The organism is Microbacterium testaceum (genome assembly GCF_001476285.1).
GTDB lineage: Bacteria > Actinomycetota > Actinomycetes > Actinomycetales > Microbacteriaceae > Microbacterium > Microbacterium testaceum_B.
The window spans coordinates 1-16306 of sequence record NZ_LDRU01000014.1 but is presented as its reverse complement, the minus strand read 5'-3'; the positions used below and the strand labels follow the sequence as shown (position 1 = coordinate 16306).

Here is a 16306-nt window from a genome sequence, read left to right as displayed (position 1 = left end):
ATTCTCGGGCTATTCTTTCCCGAGGCACTCCGCGCCATCACGGCGCCCCCTCGACTAGCCTACGACATCCGAAGAACGGCGCCGGAAATGGCGCCGAGGAGACGCCATGAACGATCTGCGAACGCTGTTCGGGCCGACCGAGGAACGCGAAAGCACGGAAAGCGAGAATCAGGGTTCGTCGAAGAGTTCTGCGGCGTTGCGGGCTCTCGTGGGAGCCGGTCCCGTGGGATCGTCCGCGCCCACGTCTTCGGCCGGCCTTCGTGACTTGGTGGGTGCATCGACCGCTGTCTCGGCGACGTCGGCCGGCGACCTCTCTCGACTCGCGGGTCCGCCGCGTCCGCGATCCGCGACCGCGTCCTCCGATCTGGCGGCACTCGTGGGCGCGCGACCCGATGACGGCACCCCGTCGTCCTCGTCCTCCGACCTGACCGCGCTCGTCGGCGGTGCCGAGCGCGCCGTCGCGTCGTCGTCGGCGGCGGACCTGTCGGCGATGGTCGGCTCGCGGTCCGCGGAGAAGCTCGACGACGCCGGTTGGCGCGCGCCCGACCTGGCACAGGCCGGGAAGCGCCCCCTCTTCGGCGGGCGGCGTAAAGCGGGCCCCGTCAACTACCTCAGCGTCGCGGTCGCGGCGATCGCGGTGGTGGCACTGGTCGGGACCGCGTCGTTCGCGGTGTTCCTACGCGCGACGGCCAATCCCGCCGACGACGCCATGGTCAGCCTGCGTGAGCGCGAAGCCGAACTCGCCAACGAGACCAAGGTCCTCCAGACCGCCGTCGACCTCTACGCGGGATCGACATCGGAGGCCGCCTCGCTCGCCGAGACCAGCGCCCCTGTGCTGGCCGCCCTCCAGGGGCGAGTCGACGGCGCCGCCCTGGCAGCGGCGGAGAACGCGCGAGCCGTCCTGGCGCAGAAGGCTCAGGCCGCGGTCTCCGTCTCGGTTCCCGCGTATCAGCGGGACTCGATCGATGAGAAGTCGCTCGACGATGTCGGGCAGGCGATCGACGACGTGCGTCTGGCGCGCGAGACGCTTCCGCCCCTGATCTCCGAGGCGCGCGACGCACGGTCGTCGGTCGTCACGGCCCTGTCCGATTACCGCACGGCGCTGGGCTCGCTGGGGGCGGCGATCCAGTCCGAGGCGGCGAAGCTGGTCGCCGCGAACGACTCGGCGGGATCCGCCTTCCGTGCAGCGGTCACCGATGCTGCCGCACGGATCGTGAGCGCACAGCAGGCGGGCGGCGACGGCCTCTCCGACATGCCGGCGTACGCCGTGGCGGTCGACGCTCTGCGCGCCGAGAACGCGCGCATCGTCGCCCTCGAGGAGGCGGAACGGGAGGCCACGCCGAACCGTCCGAGCAACCCGAACGGCGGTACCGACAACGGCCGCGACCCCGACTCGGACTCCTCCGACCCGGGCACCCCCTCGCCGGAGCCGTCTCAGCCTGCTCCCTCGCCGGACCCCGAGCCGTCGCCGGAGCCCACGCAGCCCGAGCCGACCCCGGACCCGGAACCGACGGAGCCGTCCATTCCCAACCCCGACCCGACCACTCCGATCGAAGGTGGTAGCGCATGACGGCAGCGCCCGAGGATGACACGCGTCGCGGCCGACGTCGGGAATCCGTGGAGCCGGGCACGTCCGGTCGAGGGAGGGTCGCCGGCGCGATCGTCGGATGGACGTTGGGCGTCCTCGGATTCGCCGCCTGCGCGGTCGGCGTCGTGGCGCTGGCGTTCATGCAGCAGGCGGGTGTCGTGCGTACCGATCTGCTGGGCGCGCAGACGAAACTGTCCTTCGTCCCCCAGATCGTGGCCAATCGCGACATCGACGGGCTCAATCAGGTCTCGGGCGAAGTGCTCCAGATGACCGAACGAGCGGATGCCGGTTCGGCGGGGCCGCTGTGGGATCTCGCCTCCTCGGTCCCCCTCGTCAAGGACAACACCCAGGCGGTGCAGGAGCTCACCGCGATGACGCGGGAGCTGACCGGTCGGGCTCTGCCCCCGACGGTTGCCCTCCTCTCGGCATCCGACTTCTCCTCGCTCGCCGTCGAGGGCGGGGGGATCAACCTCGAGCCCTTCCGCCAAGCGGAGGGCGCTCTTCCCGAGATCACGAGCGCCTTCACGGATGCCAAGGTCGTCACGGACGGCATCGACCGGACAAACCTGCTCCCCATCGTCACCGAGCCGCTCGACCAGGTCGCGCAGATCGTCGACCAGGCGGCTCCCTCGCTGACCCTCGTCCAGAAGTACCTCCCCTCCTTGCTCGCGGCCGCCGGTGGGGACGGCCCGAAGACCTACCTGGTCGTGTTCCAGAACAACGCCGAGATCCGCGCGACGGGCGGCAACCCGGCCGCGTCGAGCGTCATGGTCGTGGACAACGGCCGTATCGAGCTCAAGGAGCAGTCCGATTCGATGGCGTTCTACGCCGCAGGTCAGGCGGGTCGCTCGGTACTCGACCTGCCCGAGAGCACCCTGGCCCTCTACCCGGACACGTTCACGCGCTACTCGCAGGACTACACCTTCACCCCGGACTTCCCCACGACCGCGCGCCTGTTCGAATCGCTCTGGAACCGCACCGACGGCTCGCAGTTTGACGGGGTCATGTCTATCGACCCGGTGGTGCTCGCGCACATGCTCGAGGTCCTCGGGCCGGTGGATCTCCCGTCGGGAGAGCAGATCACCTCCGAGAACGCCGTCAAGCTGCTGTTGAGCGACGCGTACCAGCGCTTCGGCGACGCCGGCGACAACGGTCGCTCGTCGGACGAGTTCTTCGCCACGGTGTCCTCGACCGTGTTCTCCCGCCTTGCCGGTGGCCAATGGAACCCGATCGCGATGTTCGACCAGCTCACGCGCAGCGCTCAGGAGCAGCGCATCAATCTGTGGTTCACCGACGAGCAGGCTCAGGCCCTCGTGACCGAGGTGGGGCTCGACGGTGGTCTGCGGTCGGACAATGCGGCGTCGACGCAGGTGGGGATCTACCTGAACGATTTCTCGATCGGCAAGCTGGAGTACCACTTGACCACCGCGGTGTCGGCCACGTGCAATGCGGCCGATCGCACGGTGAATGTGTCGATGAACATGCACAACGGCATCACGGACGACATCACGAATGCGTACACTCTCGGTTTCCGCAACAGCGATTACGGACTCCCGAAGACCACGATGATGCTGAACACGCTCTTCTTCGCCCCTCCGGGGGCGACGATCACGGCGATGGACCCCGGCGACGGCGACATTACTTCGCTTTCCCGCAGCGGGGTCGAGAACAACAACATCGGGGAGAGCCGCATGGTGACGCTCGGCCAGGACGAGAATCGCACAGTGTCCTACACGGTGCAGCTCCCGTCGGGGCCGCTGGGACCGCTCGACCTGCGTCACACCCCGACGGCGAATGACACTTCCGTCTCGATCGACGCCTCATGCGATGCCTTCCTCGCGGGTTTTCCGGAATGAAACCGGCGGTTGTTACGGAGGGCGATTCTCTCTCCGGAACAATGTCGCGCCTCGCCCGAGCGATGCCCGCTAGTCCGGATTCCTAGCGATAGGCTGAATGGACCTTTCCGATATCGGAAGAAGATCCTTTCAGACGAGCGGGAGCGCGCACGCCTATGGCTTCATCAGTCGCAATCATCGGGACGCGTGGCTATCCGAGCTACTACGGCGGTTTCGAGACGGCGGTGCGGAAGCTGGCTCCGTTCCTCGCGGGCGAGGGATGGGACGTGACCGTCTACGGTCGTTCCGGTTCGACGAAAACCGACGACCCGGAGCGCGACGCGCGGGTCCGGACCGAGGTCACCCGCGGTATCGAGAGCAAGTCGCTCAGCACTCTGTCGTATGGGCTCACGGCGAGCATCCACGCCGCACGGACGAAGCCCGACGTGGCCCTGGTCATGAACGTCGCGAACGGCTTCTTCCTTCCCCTGCTCAAGGCGCGCGGTATCAAGACCCTCGTGAACGTGGACGGCATCGAGTGGGACCGCGCGAAGTGGGGCCGTCTCGCGAAGTTCATCTTCAAGACGGGCGCGCGCATGACGGCCTGGTTCGCCGACGACCTGGTCTTCGACTCGCGAGAGATCGAACGGCGCTGGAACACGGAGTTCCGGCGTGAGGGCGTGTTCATCCCCTACGGCGGAGACGTTCCGCCCGACCTGCCCGTCGAGCCGGGGCTGACGCATCGCGGATACGTGCTCGCGGTGGCCCGGTTCGTCCCGGAGAACACGATCCCCGAGTTCCTCGACGCCGCCGAGGTGATCGCCGAGAAGTACCCGGTCGTGATCGTGGGATCATCCGGCTACGGCGGTCCTCTCGACGAGCAGGCGCGTCTCCTCGCGGAACGCAACCCGAACGTCCACGCCCTGGGCCACATAAGCGACGACGCACGTCTCCTGGCTCTCTGGCAGCACGCGGGTGTCTACTTCCACGGGCACAGTGTGGGCGGCACCAACCCGACCCTCGTGCAGGCGATGGCGACCGGCACCCCGATCGTGGCCCGGGCGACGGTCTACAACCGCGAGGTGCTCGGCAACGGCGCCCACTTCTGCGAACCGAACGCGGCATCCATCGCCGAGGCGGTCTGCGCGCTCATGGCCGAACCGGAGCAGCAGCAGGCGGCGTCGACGCAGGCGGCACGTCGCGCGGGTGAGTCCTATACCTGGCAGGGCGTCAACGGCGCCTACCTCGACGCGCTTCGTCGACTGAGCGTGGCCTGACCCCGCCCCGGTCTCTGCGCCGAACCCGACCGCCCGAGGAGTAGACGTGTCCGTCCCCCCGATCCGTATCGCCGTCGCGATCGCCAGCTACAAGCGGCCCGACGACCTCGAGGCCCTGTTGACGTCGATCGAGGCCCTGGAAGGTGCTCACGATCTGCGGGTCATCGTCGTCGACAACGACGCGAGCGGATCAGCGGGCAATGTCGCGCGGGCAAGTCGCCTGAACGTCGACTACGTCATCGAGGAGAAGCCGGGGATCGCGGCCGCTCGCAACGCGAGCCTGGACCACTTGCCGCCGGATGCCACGCACATCGTCTTCGTCGATGACGACGAGGTCGTCCCCGCGGGGTGGATGAGCTCCCTGTTCGAGGTGGCGGACCGGTACGGGGCGGAGATCGTCTGCGGACCGGTCCGCACGATCTTCCCGCCGCAAGCGCCCCGCTGGATCGAGCGCGGAGGATACATCCAGCGCTCACCGGAGGCGGAGGGACTGACGTCGCGCACTCCCGCCACGAACAACACCCTGCTTTCGCTCGATGCCTACCGGCGTGCGGGATCGCCGCGTTTCGACGAGAGCTTCTCCGCCACGGGAGGGAGTGACACCGACTTCTTCACCCGGCTCATCGCCTCGTCCGGCGCGAAGGTCGCTTGGGCGCCGTCCGCCGAGGTGACCGAACTCGTTCCACCCGACCGGTTGCGCTTCCGATGGATCATGCGCCGCTACATCCGCATCAACAACGTCTCCGGGCGCCTGATGCTCCGCTCGACACCCGCGTGGAAGCTCGCGGTGCGCGCCGTCGGTCACATCCTCGTGGGAACGGCGAAGACAGCCGTGGCCCTCGCGACCGGGAAAGGGCTGCGACTGCGCGACACCGCGCAGATCACCCGGGGTCTCGGCTGGATCGGTGCCGTGAGCGGACGCCACGTGCAGGAGTACCAGCGACCGACATCCTGACGGCGGTTCTCCTCCCGGTCGAGGCGTCAGCGCTTGCGCACCAGCGCCTTGATCGTGCGCAGGCGGTTCCGGTTGGCCGGGATCAGGAGGTTGATGCCGGCGACCCACGCTGCGGCCGCGGTGACGCCGATGGCCAGCGCCGCGGGCCCGGAGAAGACGACGGTGCTGATGTAACCGGCCGCGGCGACGGGGACACCCGAGAGCAGCGCGGTGAGCAGTCCCGACCGGGTGAGCGACCAGGCGGGCAGTCCCGATGTCCGCCCCGCCCACCACATCTGGATGATCCAGAACAGGAAGTATCCGACGGAACCGCCGATACCGACGCCGACGGGCCCCCACGGGGCGCCCGCGAGGATCGAGACGACGACGATCGGCTGCGTGACCAGGTAGATCTTCAGCTGCTTGCCGGTGAGCCCGAGCGAGACGAAGATCCAGTAGGGCACCTGGCCGAGAGCCCGGAACACCCCCACCAGGGCGAGGGCCTGGAGGATCGGAGCGACGGCCAGCCATCGTTCGCCGAGGACCAGCAGCACGATCGGCTCCGCGAAGCCGACGAGGGCCGCGTAGAAGACGCTGGCGAGGGTGACCGTGAAGTGCTGACCCGTGCGGATGTACTCGATGAACCGGGCGCGGTCGTCCTGGATCCGCGAGAGCACCGGCACCGCGACACGGGAGAGAGGTGCGGTGAGCTGATTCAGCGGCAGGACGACGAGCTGGAAGGCACGGCTGTACAGGCCGACGACGTTGGACCCGAAGAGGACGCCGAGGGCGACCGTATCGATGTTCTTCGCGGCGTACGCGATGCCCTGGGTCCCCGCGAGTGCGCCACCGAAGCGGAGGAAGCGTCGAATCGAGGTTGTGCGTGACGGCAGGGACGGATGCCAACGAGCCAGCATCATGTCCAGGACGAGTGCCAGCAGGGCTACCGCCAGAGCCTGCGCCACGAGAGCCCAGTACCCGAAACCGTTTACCGCCAGCATGATGGCCAGGACGAGTGCGATCGCCTGGGGGAGCGCTTCGGTCAGGCCCAGCGTCATGAACCGCATGTCGCGGTTGATCTGCGCCTTGTACTGCGCCGCGACGCCGTTGAGCAGGAAGGTGACCGACAGCATCTGCGTGATCGATACGAGTGCCGACTCGTCGTAGATGAGGGCGATGCCCCACGAGCTTGCGAAGACGACGAGGGCGAGGACGAGTCCAATCGCGCTGTTGAGCCAGAAGAGATTGCTCTTCTCCGAAGCGGAGAGGGTCTTCGCCTGGACGGCCGCCATCGACAGACCCATGTCGCGCAGGAGCTCGCCGAGACCGATCACGGCGGTGACCATCGCCAGGTACCCGTAGTCCTGCGGGTCGAGAAGGCGCGCCAGGACGACGATCGAGACGGCGAGCAGTCCGAGTCGAACCCCCTGCCACAGCAGTGTCGCGCCGGCGCCGCCGAGGGCGCGTCGACCAAGGCCAGAGCTCAAGGGGCGATCGCCAGAGCGCGGCGGGCGACGTCCCGGATCCGGGCGCGAGCTGCACTCACCTGGGCGACGGCCTCGTCGGTGCGCGCCGCTTGAGCGACGAGGTCGTCGAGGATCTCCGCAGAGCCGCGGTTCGCGGATGCCACCGTCATCTCGTGGTATCCGATGGCGTCGAAGTGCCGCCCCACCTTGGTGTCCGGCTCGGCGATCAGGTTGACCGGCACGGCGCCTTCCGCGGCCGCGACGATCAAGACGTGCAGGCGGTCGCTGAGGGCGACAGCGGTCTCGAGATAGATGTCGCGAAGGCGATCCTCCTGGGCGCGATGGCCGTCGACGGTCTCCCAGTCGACGAGGTCGCCGCCGAGCTGCGCGTGGAGTTCCTTGCTGCGAGCGGAGTCTCTCGCCACCTGGGTGATCACGGTCACGGTGAGGCCCTCGCGCGAGGCGAATTCTCGGATGGCGGTGATCGTCTCGCCGGACAGCGGTTCGCGGTCGCCCCGGTAGGACACGACCAGACGATGCCGACGCCGGGCTCCGGAATCGGCGCCCGGGAGGAATCCCCAGTCGGGCATGACTTCGCCGAGACCGAAGTGCTCGCGGGAGTCGACGTCGCGCCAGGCCACCATCGAGGACAGGCGGTACAGGCGCCGGAAGCGTTCGATCACCGCGGGATTGGGCTTGCGCTGACCGATCCCCAGTCGCAGAGCGCGTCCGCCTCGCGCGCGGACGGCGAGGATGAGGGGGAGCAGACGCCGCTGTCCTTTGTAGATGTCCTCCTCGAGCAGCAGTTCGCCGGGCTTGTCCACCCACCATGTGTCCCGCCGGAGCACCGAGCGGTAGGCCGACCGTCGCCAGTCATCGACATCGCGATAGACGACATCGGAGTCCCGCAGATCGAGCGCCGCCAGGAAGTCTGCGCTCGCGTCCCCGAGGAGGATGTGAAGCTCTCCCGCACGGGAGAGCTCGTCGAAGAAGGCGCGACGGAGGATGACGTCTCCGATGTTGTCTTCCTGGCCGGTACCTCGCACATAGATGCGGCGCATTCACTTGCCTTTGCTCTGGAGGGTCTGTTTGGCCGTCGCGCCGATCGCGTAGACGATCGCCGCGGGGCCGGGGCGTCCGAAACGGATGCCGGAGACGGCGGTCCGGACCATGGAGCCGACCGACCCGTTACGCCGGGCGAAACCCAGGGACTGGGTGAGGATGAAGTCGCCGAGCAGCCGTGGCTGGTCGGCGAGGAAGCGGCGGGCCCAGGCGATCGATCCCTCCGGAGCGATCCGCTTCGAGACGGATCCCTCCGTCGCGTAGTAGCTCGCCAGAGGCTCCCAGGACTGCAACACCGTCAGGTCGGGATGGGCCGCGGCCACGGAGGTCAGCCACGAGACGTCCTGATGGAATTTCAGGTTCTCGTCGAAGGGGACCTCCAGGGCGAGTTCCCGGGGGAAGATCAGAGTGGAGGCCTGGACGAATCCGTGGCCGCTCCGCGGCGACCGCTTCGCGAACATGTACGCGCGGAGATCCTCGCCCGGTCGGATGGGGAAGGCCGGCTGGATGAGCTCGGCACCGTTCGTGCGCTTCATCCGCACGCGGGAGGTGGCGATCCAGGGCCCGGACGTCTGCGCGGCGAGGCGGGTCAGGACCTCGACCTTCGTCGGCGCCCACTCGTCGTCGTCGTCGAGAAGACCGATCAGATCCCCGGTGGCTTCGCGGATGCCGCTTTGACGCCCGACGTTCCCTCCGGCGCCCGGACCGACGCGAACCACGCGTACCCGGTCATCCTCGGGAAGGGTGAGTTCATCCACGGTGTCGGCGGCCACGATGACCTCGTGCACCGGTGTCGTCTGCTCGAGAGCGCTTCGGACGGCCCGCGCGAGTTCGGGGCGGCCGATCGTCGGAATGACGACGGACAGTTTCACGGGGTTCTTCTCTCTCTCGGACGACGAGGTGCGCGCACTCGGGGTCTGTGCGAGGCGGTCACACCGATTGCGGCTTCTTCTGCGCGGAGAGCGCCTTACGCCGCCGAGGCTCGAAGGTGGGGGAGTGCTCACCCAGAGTGAACGCGGGGTCCACCTTCTCCTGTACCTGGACGACCGTCGCGAGCCCGATGGAGATCCAGAGCAGGAAGCTGACCGGGCTCTCCTGGAGGGTCGGGAGCACGATCTGGGAGACGAGGGTCCCGCTGAGCGCGGCGGCGGGGAGGAACCCCACGATGCTTCGGGACCGCGCCGCGCGGCTGGCGAGAACCCCGAGCAGGATGAGGAAGATCGCCAGGATGAGCGGCCCCGCCTCGAGCGCGATGAGGAGCCAGTAGCTCTCCACGTGGTAGTTCGTCTCGAACTGCAGCGATCGGGGGCCGACGACTCCGAGGCCCATCCCGAGCGGGTGGACGAGGAGTTGCGCGAGCCCCTCCTGCAGACTGGCCGCGTGACCGCCGAAGGACGTGTCGGTCTCCTCCTCGAGGGCGCCGCCGATGTACAGCGTCGCGGCGGCGACGGTCGCCACGCCCGCGACGAGCAGGAAGCCGACGGAGAGGATATGCGAGGACTTGCGGAGGGCACGAGCCAGGAGCACCGCTCCCAGGATGGCGGCGCCGAACAACCCGCTCCGGGACTCGGTGAGGAGAACGGCGGCGGCGGGCAACAGGGTCAGCAACAGGCGACGTGAGGTACGCAGGCCCGGCGCGCACCACACCACGGCGATGGAGATGAGCATCGCCGCTGCGAGCTCGTTCGGCGCGACGTACGGACTGAACGCTCGCGGTGTCAGGCTGCCGGAAGAGAAGAGGGAGGTCGGGAAGCGCTGCCCCGCGGGCACCGGCAGGCGACCGATGTCCAGCAGCCACTGAACCCCCTGCGTCCACGTGGCGACCGCGAGCGCGGCGCTGATCTGCGCGGTCGCGATGATGGTCATCAGCATCCGGCGCACGTGGCGCACCTCGACGAACGCGGGCACCAGCACGAGCAGGAGCAGCGGCTCGTAATCGTTGCGCCATCCGTAGAGAGCCTGCTCGAGCGACGGGGTGAACGTGCCGCTCACGAGAGGCAGGAGGGCCAGGAGGCCGACGAGGACGGCGATGCTCGTGGGCGCGCGGTTGAAACGCCTGTTCACGAGAGCGGCGATCAGGAGAAGGCCGATGACGGCGTCTTTGATGACGCCGTAGGCGGTTCCGACCACGCCGGGTGCGACCTGTGACACCAGCGCATTGAAAGGAAGGAGCACGATCAGGGCGTAGATCCCGGCGAGGGGGAAACGCAGCACCACGATGACGCCGGTGATTCCCAGAATTCCGATGAGAACCGGAATCGGGCCCAAGAAAAGAACGAGCGCGACGAGCACCACTGCTGCCGCGGCAGAAGTGATAATCGAACGAGTCACCGTGGTGCCTTCCCCGGGGGCATCAGCCAGACCCCTGCGCATCGTGCTTTCTCCAGGATAAGCGCTCGACCGGTCCTTCATTGCATTCTCCGATACGATCGACGTAGGCACGGGCGCCTGTCCAATCAATCGTTCAGGGGTGTTTGTGCGAAAAGAACAGGCCGATGGGGGGTCGGATCCCATTTCCTTTTCAGTGCCACGGAGTTCTGCCGTCGAGCTGACCCGCGGAGAGGCCGATGCCTCGATATGTCGGATCGGGGCCACATGCGCGTAATGCTCTGCCACCCGTCAGCCGAGCTCTACGGGAGCGATCGGATGGCGCTGGAAGCCGTCGTGGGTCTGCGCGATCGCGGGGCCCATGTCACCGTCGTGCTCCCCGTCGACGGTCCTCTTCGAGGCGAGCTCCAGGCGGCCGGGGCGGACGTCCTCGTCCGCGACGTCCCCGTCTTGCGGAAGTCGGCGTTGAAACCGTCCGGCTTCGCCCGGCTCGTCTTCGACCTGGTGCGGCGAGGGCCGCGGATGGTGAGGGTCATCCGTCGCGTGCGACCCGACCTCGTGTACGTGAACACGATCGTGCAGCCGTGGTGGGCACTCGCTTCTCGTCTTCTCCGGAAACGTGTGGTCTTCCACGTGCGCGAAGCGGAGGTCGATCCGCCGGCACTCGTGCGGCGCGCGCTCCTGTCTCCCCTGCGCCTGGCGCACTCGGTGATCGCCAACAGCCAGTTCACGGCGCGCCAGATCTTCCTCGACTGCCCCTCCGTGCGCACGCGGACCAGCGTGATCTACAACGGCAAGGACTGGTCCGCGTACGCGGTCCGACATGAGCCCTCCCCCGAGGGCACGTTCCGCATCCTCTACCTCGGTCGCCTGAGCCCCCGCAAGGGTACGGACGTCGCGGTCCGTGCCGTGGCGCGGATGCGTCGAGACGGGACCGATGTGCGACTGACGCTCGCCGGGGCCGTCTTCCCCGGGTACGAGTGGTACGAAGCCGAGCTGCGCGACCTTTGTCGTGAACTCTCCCTGGGGTCGGACGTGGTGACGTTCACCGGGTTCGTGGCCGACGCCCCACCGTTGTTCTCCACGGCGGACGCGTTGGTCGTCCCTTCTCGTGCGGAGCCCTTCGGGACCGTCGCTGCAGAGGGCCTGGCGGCGGGTGTTCCGGTGATCGTCTCCGACGTCCAGGGGCTGGTCGAGATCGTCGGCGATGGACGCGAGGGGCTGGTGGTCCCGGCGGACGACCCCGACGAGCTGGCATCCCGACTCGAGATGCTGCGGACCGACGACATACTGCGCGAGCGGCTCATCGACCAAGGGCGGCGGAGCGTCTCCGAGCGCTTCTCCCGCGAGCAGTACCGCGCACAGGTCGCCGCAGAGATCTTCCGTGTCGCCGGGCACGAAGAGTGAAGGAAGTGACAGACGTGTCCGTGACCACGGTGATCCTCGTGAGCTACAACTCGGCCGACGACCTGGAGGGATGCCTTCGCACGCTCGGCGCGTCCGACGACGTCGAGGTGGTGGTCGTCGACAATCGCTCCTCGGACGACTCCGTGTCGATCGCGCGCGGCCTCGAGGCCGAGGGGCTGGTGACCCGCATCATCGAGAGCGAGACGAACGACGGGTTCGCGCGTGCCGTGAACCGCGGTATTGCGACCGCGGCTGCCGGTGGCATCTTCCTCTTGAACCCCGACGCCCGCATCACGGGTGCCGACCTCGCCCGCCTCGTGCGCGCCGCGGAAGCCGACTCGACGATCGGGATCATCGCTCCTCTCGTCGACAGCGGGCCGCACGTGCCGACCCTAGCGGCGGGGAAGCAGCCCCGGCTGTGGCCTCTCTTCACTCACTTCACCGGGCTCGCGCGGGCCTTCCCCCGTGTGCCGTTCCTCCGTGGACGCCACCTGTATCGCCGGCACCACTCGTACACGCAGGACGTCGAGTGGGTCTCCGGATGCGCCCTGTATCTCGCTCCCCACGCGCGGGAGGCCGTCGGGTTCCTCTCCGAGCGGTGGTTCATGTACGGGGAGGACATCGAGCTGGCGGACCGAGTGCTCCGTCAGGGCTACCGCGTCGTGCTGGACGCGGATGTCGTCGCGACCCATGAGATCGCCGCCTCCGTCAACGCTGCGGGCTCGTCGGTCTCCACCCTCTGGGCGCAGAACACCTTCGACTTCTACGTCTGGCGTTTCTCCGCGGGGCCCGTGCGCCGCTTCCTCTGGAGAGCCATCTTCTCGGCGGGTCTCGGGTCACGGGCTCTTCTCCTCGGGGCGAAGGCACGCCGGGCGGGCGAGAAGGGGGCGGCCATGAGGGCACGGGCTGCGAGGTTCCGGAGATTTGCGGGTGCGGTGTGGTCGACGAACCCGACGCGCTGAGCCACCGCGTCCCGCGGCGTGCCGTCCTGGCCTTCGCCGGGGTCGCGGCCTTCACGGTCTTCCTCGCGTCGTGCGCGCCCGACCCGGATGACGGCGCTCCGGACTACGCCGACGAGCTCAATCAGCTCCTCCGTTCCGCCCCTCAAGGAGGGCGGGTCGAGTTACCGGCCGGAACGCAGGTCGTCCGATCCACGATCAGGCTGCGGCCCGGTGTCGAGTTGGCCGGGCACGCGGATGGATCGACTCTGAAGCTCGCTGACCGCACGGACGCTCCCTTCGTCCTCGCGAACGGCGTGGACAATGTGAAGGTGACGGGCGTCACGTTCGATGGCGGCGTTCAGTCCACGCAAGGGGTCTCGCTCCAGATCGACAGCTCTTCCGGCGTCACGATCAGCGGGTGCACGTTCATCCGCATGAAGCACGCGGTCCGGGTCTACGCCGAGTCCGGGCGCTCGGCGTCGAACGTCGTCATCGACTCCTGCACGTTCGACGACATCGTCGACTTCGCTGTCCGGGTCGAATCTGGCGCGCGGGACATCAAGATCACCTCCAACACCATCGACAAGGTCGCCAAAGGGCAGGCTCCCTCACCGTCCGCGATCTACGTACGCGGCCAGGACGTCCTCGTGCAGGGGAACACCGTGAAGAGTTCCTATGACACCGGCGTGATGGTGGCCGGTGACGACGCCACAGACGTCACGATCCAGAACAACACCCTGTCGACCGACATGGTCGGGATCTACTTCGGCAGCGGTGCCCGGTCCGGTACCGTCACCGGGAACACGATCACGTCGAAGCGGGACTTCGGCATCCATCTCCATGATCGACGCGGTGGCGTCGTCGACGTCCAGGTGACGCAGAACACCATCGGTCCGACAGGGAAGACAGGCGTCGAGATCGAGGGGGTCCAGCAGGTCGTCCTGCGGGAGAACAAGATCTCGGACGTCGCCCAGCGCTCGGGAAGCCCCGATTACTGGCGCTGCGGTGTCGCGATCAGCAAGCTGCGGGACCAGGCTGCGCAGTCGGTCCTCGTCGAGGGCAACACGATCTCCGGTGAGCCGGGGCAGATGATCTACGGCGTCTTCGTGTCGGACAACACGCGGAACATCATCGTTCAGGACAACCAGGTCGAGGGCGCGCGGACGGCGTCATACCAGGTCGAATCGGGCGACGGCGGTCCGTACCTCGTGGAACGAGCCGATGGCTCCGTCGTCGCCCGAAAGGGCGTCACCCGGCAATGGTGAAGGGGCGTCCCCAGGCGACGCTCCGACCGTCCGGTCCGGACACGCTGATCCGGAATCGGTAGTCCCCCGGGGTCGCGACGGCCCCTCCCGTGACCTTTCCGTCCCAGGCGATCTCGCGCGCTCCGGAGAGGTAGGAGCGGGAGTCCACGATGGTTCGGACGAGCTTGCCGCTCTTCGTGTAGATCTGGACGGTGATCGTGGTGCGATCCCCGGTGAGGAGGCGGAGCGAGACGGAACTACCGGGCTTCACCGACGACGGATTGACCCGGTTCGACGACACCAGGAACTTCGGGGCCGACGAGACGGTCACTTCCGCGCCGAGAGACGAGTCCACCGACACGGCTTGCAGGGCTCCGCGATCGTAGATGTATGCGGTCGTGTTGGCGACGGGAACCCTCGTCGTGGAGAAGTCCGGTCGGTACAGGGCCTGGGTCACGAAGTTCCGACCGTAGAAGACCACTCCGCGAGTGCTGGTGCCGTAGTGCGCAGTCACGTCGTCGAAGATGATGCGACCGCTGGTCTTGGAGGTCGACGACTTGAACACGTGCACATCGGTGACGGTGATGGGGTAGTCGATCTTCTTATCGACATTGGATCCATAGCTCTTGTAGCTGGGATTCAGCCCGTCGAAGTAGAGTGTCTGCCGAGACCATCCCTCCGGTCCCGCGTTACCCACCTTGCCTTCGAAGATCTCGCCCTTGGCGTCCGTGATCTTCATGTAGATCGAGCTATTGCTGTTGTCGCCGTATGTCCAGACCGACACGGCACTCGGCCTTCCCGAAACGGGCAGGTTCATGGTGAGGGCGGTGCCCTCCGCGGTTGAGGCCTTGTAGTTGTAGTCCAAGGCGATCGCCCCCGAACCTGCCACGCGCGTGGTCACGGCGGACACTTTCGACGTTGCGCCTGTGCCCAGCGACTTGGACTTTACGTCGGTCGTCTTCGCGAGATCACTGAGAACCGTAGATGTGCCCGTACTCGGTGAGGCGGTGCCGGCGGCGACGGAACCGGCCATCCCGGCACCGGTCCGAGCGAGCGCAGAGTATGCCGGCTTCTTCCTCCCGGACTGCTCGATCAGTCCGTAGTTGTCGAGCCTGCTGGCGCTGCCCCCGATCTCGACCAGGTTGAACCAGGCGTACGCCGCCACCCCGTGCGCGGCAGCGTCGATCATCGACCTGCTGAGGTACGCGGCCTGATCCGCCTCGCTCACCCCCGCTCCGGAGCCGCAGCTCGTGCACGTCGACCAGCCCGTCTCGGTGATCCACAACGACCGTCCCGGGGCGTTCCGAGCGATCCATGACTGCGCGGCCGAGATCCAGCTATCGATCGTGCTCGATTCCGGTGCACCTTGAACGTAGGTGTGCAACCCGATTCCGTCGAAGGAGTCGATCGCCCCCGCGTCCCGCAGGCTGTTCAAGTACTGCTCGGAGTATCCCGCGAGCCCGCCCGTCAGCACGATGGCATCCGGGTCGGCCTCCTTGATCGCTGCGTACGTCGCCTTCAACAGACGCGCGTAGGCGGACGCGTCCGGCGAAGGCTTCCAGTACTGCTCGATGTTCGGCTCGTTCCAAATCTCCCATACCTTCACGCGATCCTTGTAGCGCTCGACGGTCGCGACGGCGTAGTTCACATAATCCGCATAGTCTGCGGGCGGGTAGTACCGCGCGGACGAACTCGGAGTGCCGGCAGGGGCACTCGTGGCCCAGTCGGCCGTGTAGACGAGCTTGCCGATGATGTCGATGTTGCGCGCACGAGCGACCGAGACTGCCTGGTCGAACTTCGGCCAATCGAAGAATCCCTTGCGCGGCTCGACGCGGTTCCACTCAAACTCTTCCCGCGCATACCGCACGTACGCGTCCTCCATCGCTGCCGCATCGGTGTCGGCCTTGGACAGACTCTCGTACGTCGTGAGCGAGGAGTTCACCGCGGCCACCGAGCCCGCGGTGGCGGAGGCCGCGCGCTGGGCCGCTCCCACGAGATAGGGAGTGGCGACGGTGAGCTGGCCGGACAACTTCCCGTCGGCCGTAGAGTCGTACTCGAGTACCGCCCGCACCACGCCCGCCAGAGGCGCCCCGCCGTCCGACTTGCCGTCCCACCGGTTCGTCTCGGTCTTCGCCGCCTGCACTGCGCCGGTGAATGTGCGGGTGTTCCCCGCAGGGTCGATCAGGCGGAGGCGGTAGTCGCCCGCGCCGCCCGCGGTGAAGGT

Annotated in this window: 12 protein-coding genes; 7 read left to right on the top strand and 5 right to left on the bottom strand. The window is 67.6% G+C overall.

The window, feature by feature from the left end; genetic code table 11:
- Positions 1–268 precede the first annotated feature (268 nt).
- From NS283_RS18835 to NS283_RS02980, 4 genes are all read left to right on the top strand, one after another.
- Positions 269–1570 carry a hypothetical protein gene (locus NS283_RS18835; RefSeq protein WP_193751218.1) on the top strand — a complete coding sequence of 434 codons (1302 nt, stop codon included), beginning with the start codon at positions 269–271 and terminating at the stop codon, positions 1568–1570.
- Complete coding sequence (locus NS283_RS02990) at positions 1567–3444, top strand: DUF4012 domain-containing protein (protein WP_081317228.1); 1878 nt, start codon at positions 1567–1569, stop codon at positions 3442–3444. The genes NS283_RS18835 and NS283_RS02990 overlap by 4 nt, the downstream gene beginning before the upstream one ends.
- Before the next feature lie 155 nt (positions 3445–3599).
- Positions 3600–4700, top strand: a complete 1101-nt coding sequence (locus NS283_RS02985) for a glycosyltransferase (protein ID WP_058595404.1) — start codon at positions 3600–3602, stop codon at positions 4698–4700.
- A gap of 46 nt (positions 4701–4746) precedes the next feature.
- Complete coding sequence (locus tag NS283_RS02980; RefSeq protein WP_058595403.1) at positions 4747–5655, top strand: glycosyltransferase family 2 protein; 909 nt, start codon at positions 4747–4749, stop codon at positions 5653–5655.
- A gap of 26 nt (positions 5656–5681) precedes the next feature.
- On the opposite strand, the gene NS283_RS18315 is transcribed toward NS283_RS02980, so the two are convergent.
- From NS283_RS18315 to NS283_RS18565, 4 genes are read right to left on the bottom strand one after another with little or no spacing between them, the layout of a single operon-like run.
- Positions 5682–7121, bottom strand: coding sequence for a lipopolysaccharide biosynthesis protein (locus NS283_RS18315; RefSeq protein ID WP_058595402.1), 1440 nt, complete (start codon positions 7119–7121; stop codon positions 5682–5684).
- Complete coding sequence (locus tag NS283_RS18570) at positions 7118–8161, bottom strand: polysaccharide pyruvyl transferase family protein (protein ID WP_058595401.1); 1044 nt, start codon at positions 8159–8161, stop codon at positions 7118–7120. Before NS283_RS18570 ends, NS283_RS18315 begins: the two co-directional genes overlap by 4 nt.
- Positions 8162–9034 carry a glycosyltransferase family 2 protein gene (locus NS283_RS18310; protein ID WP_058595400.1) on the bottom strand — a complete coding sequence of 291 codons (873 nt, stop codon included), beginning with the start codon at positions 9032–9034 and terminating at the stop codon, positions 8162–8164.
- 58 nt (positions 9035–9092) lie between these two features.
- The gene (locus NS283_RS18565; protein ID WP_153001231.1) at positions 9093–10493 is read right to left on the bottom strand and encodes an O-antigen ligase family protein; all 1401 of its coding nucleotides are present in this window, start codon (positions 10491–10493) and stop codon (positions 9093–9095) included.
- Between the two features lie 315 nt (positions 10494–10808).
- Here NS283_RS18565 and NS283_RS02955 point away from each other — a divergent pair, with 315 nt between their 5' ends.
- Genes NS283_RS02955 through NS283_RS02945 form a run of 3 tightly spaced genes read left to right on the top strand, consistent with a single transcriptional unit; the run spans position 10809 to position 14103 of the window.
- Positions 10809–11897 (top strand): glycosyltransferase family 4 protein, encoded by a 1089-nt coding sequence (locus tag NS283_RS02955; RefSeq protein ID WP_193751217.1) that lies wholly within the window; start codon positions 10809–10811, stop codon positions 11895–11897.
- A gap of 5 nt (positions 11898–11902) precedes the next feature.
- Complete coding sequence (locus NS283_RS02950) at positions 11903–12859, top strand: glycosyltransferase (protein ID WP_193751216.1); 957 nt, start codon at positions 11903–11905, stop codon at positions 12857–12859.
- Positions 12835–14103: a right-handed parallel beta-helix repeat-containing protein gene (locus NS283_RS02945; RefSeq protein WP_058595396.1), complete on the top strand. Its 1269-nt coding sequence runs from the start codon at positions 12835–12837 to the stop codon at positions 14101–14103. Before NS283_RS02950 ends, NS283_RS02945 begins: the two co-directional genes overlap by 25 nt.
- Here the strand turns inward: NS283_RS02945 and NS283_RS02940 are convergent.
- Positions 14087–16306, bottom strand: a 2220-nt coding sequence (locus NS283_RS02940) for a FlgD immunoglobulin-like domain containing protein (protein WP_153003267.1), incomplete at its 5' end; no start/stop codon positions are given. The genes NS283_RS02945 and NS283_RS02940 overlap by 17 nt on opposite strands.

Coding starts and splice junctions, on each gene's coding strand:
- NS283_RS18570 (WP_058595401.1), bottom strand. CDS start 8,161: ATGCGCCGCATCTATGTGCGAGGTACCGGCCAGGAAGACAACATCGGA.
- NS283_RS02990 (WP_081317228.1), top strand. CDS start 1,567: ATGACGGCAGCGCCCGAGGATGACACGCGTCGCGGCCGACGTCGGGAA.
- NS283_RS02955 (WP_193751217.1), top strand. CDS start 10,809: ATGGCGCTGGAAGCCGTCGTGGGTCTGCGCGATCGCGGGGCCCATGTC.
- NS283_RS02985 (WP_058595404.1), top strand. CDS start 3,600: ATGGCTTCATCAGTCGCAATCATCGGGACGCGTGGCTATCCGAGCTAC.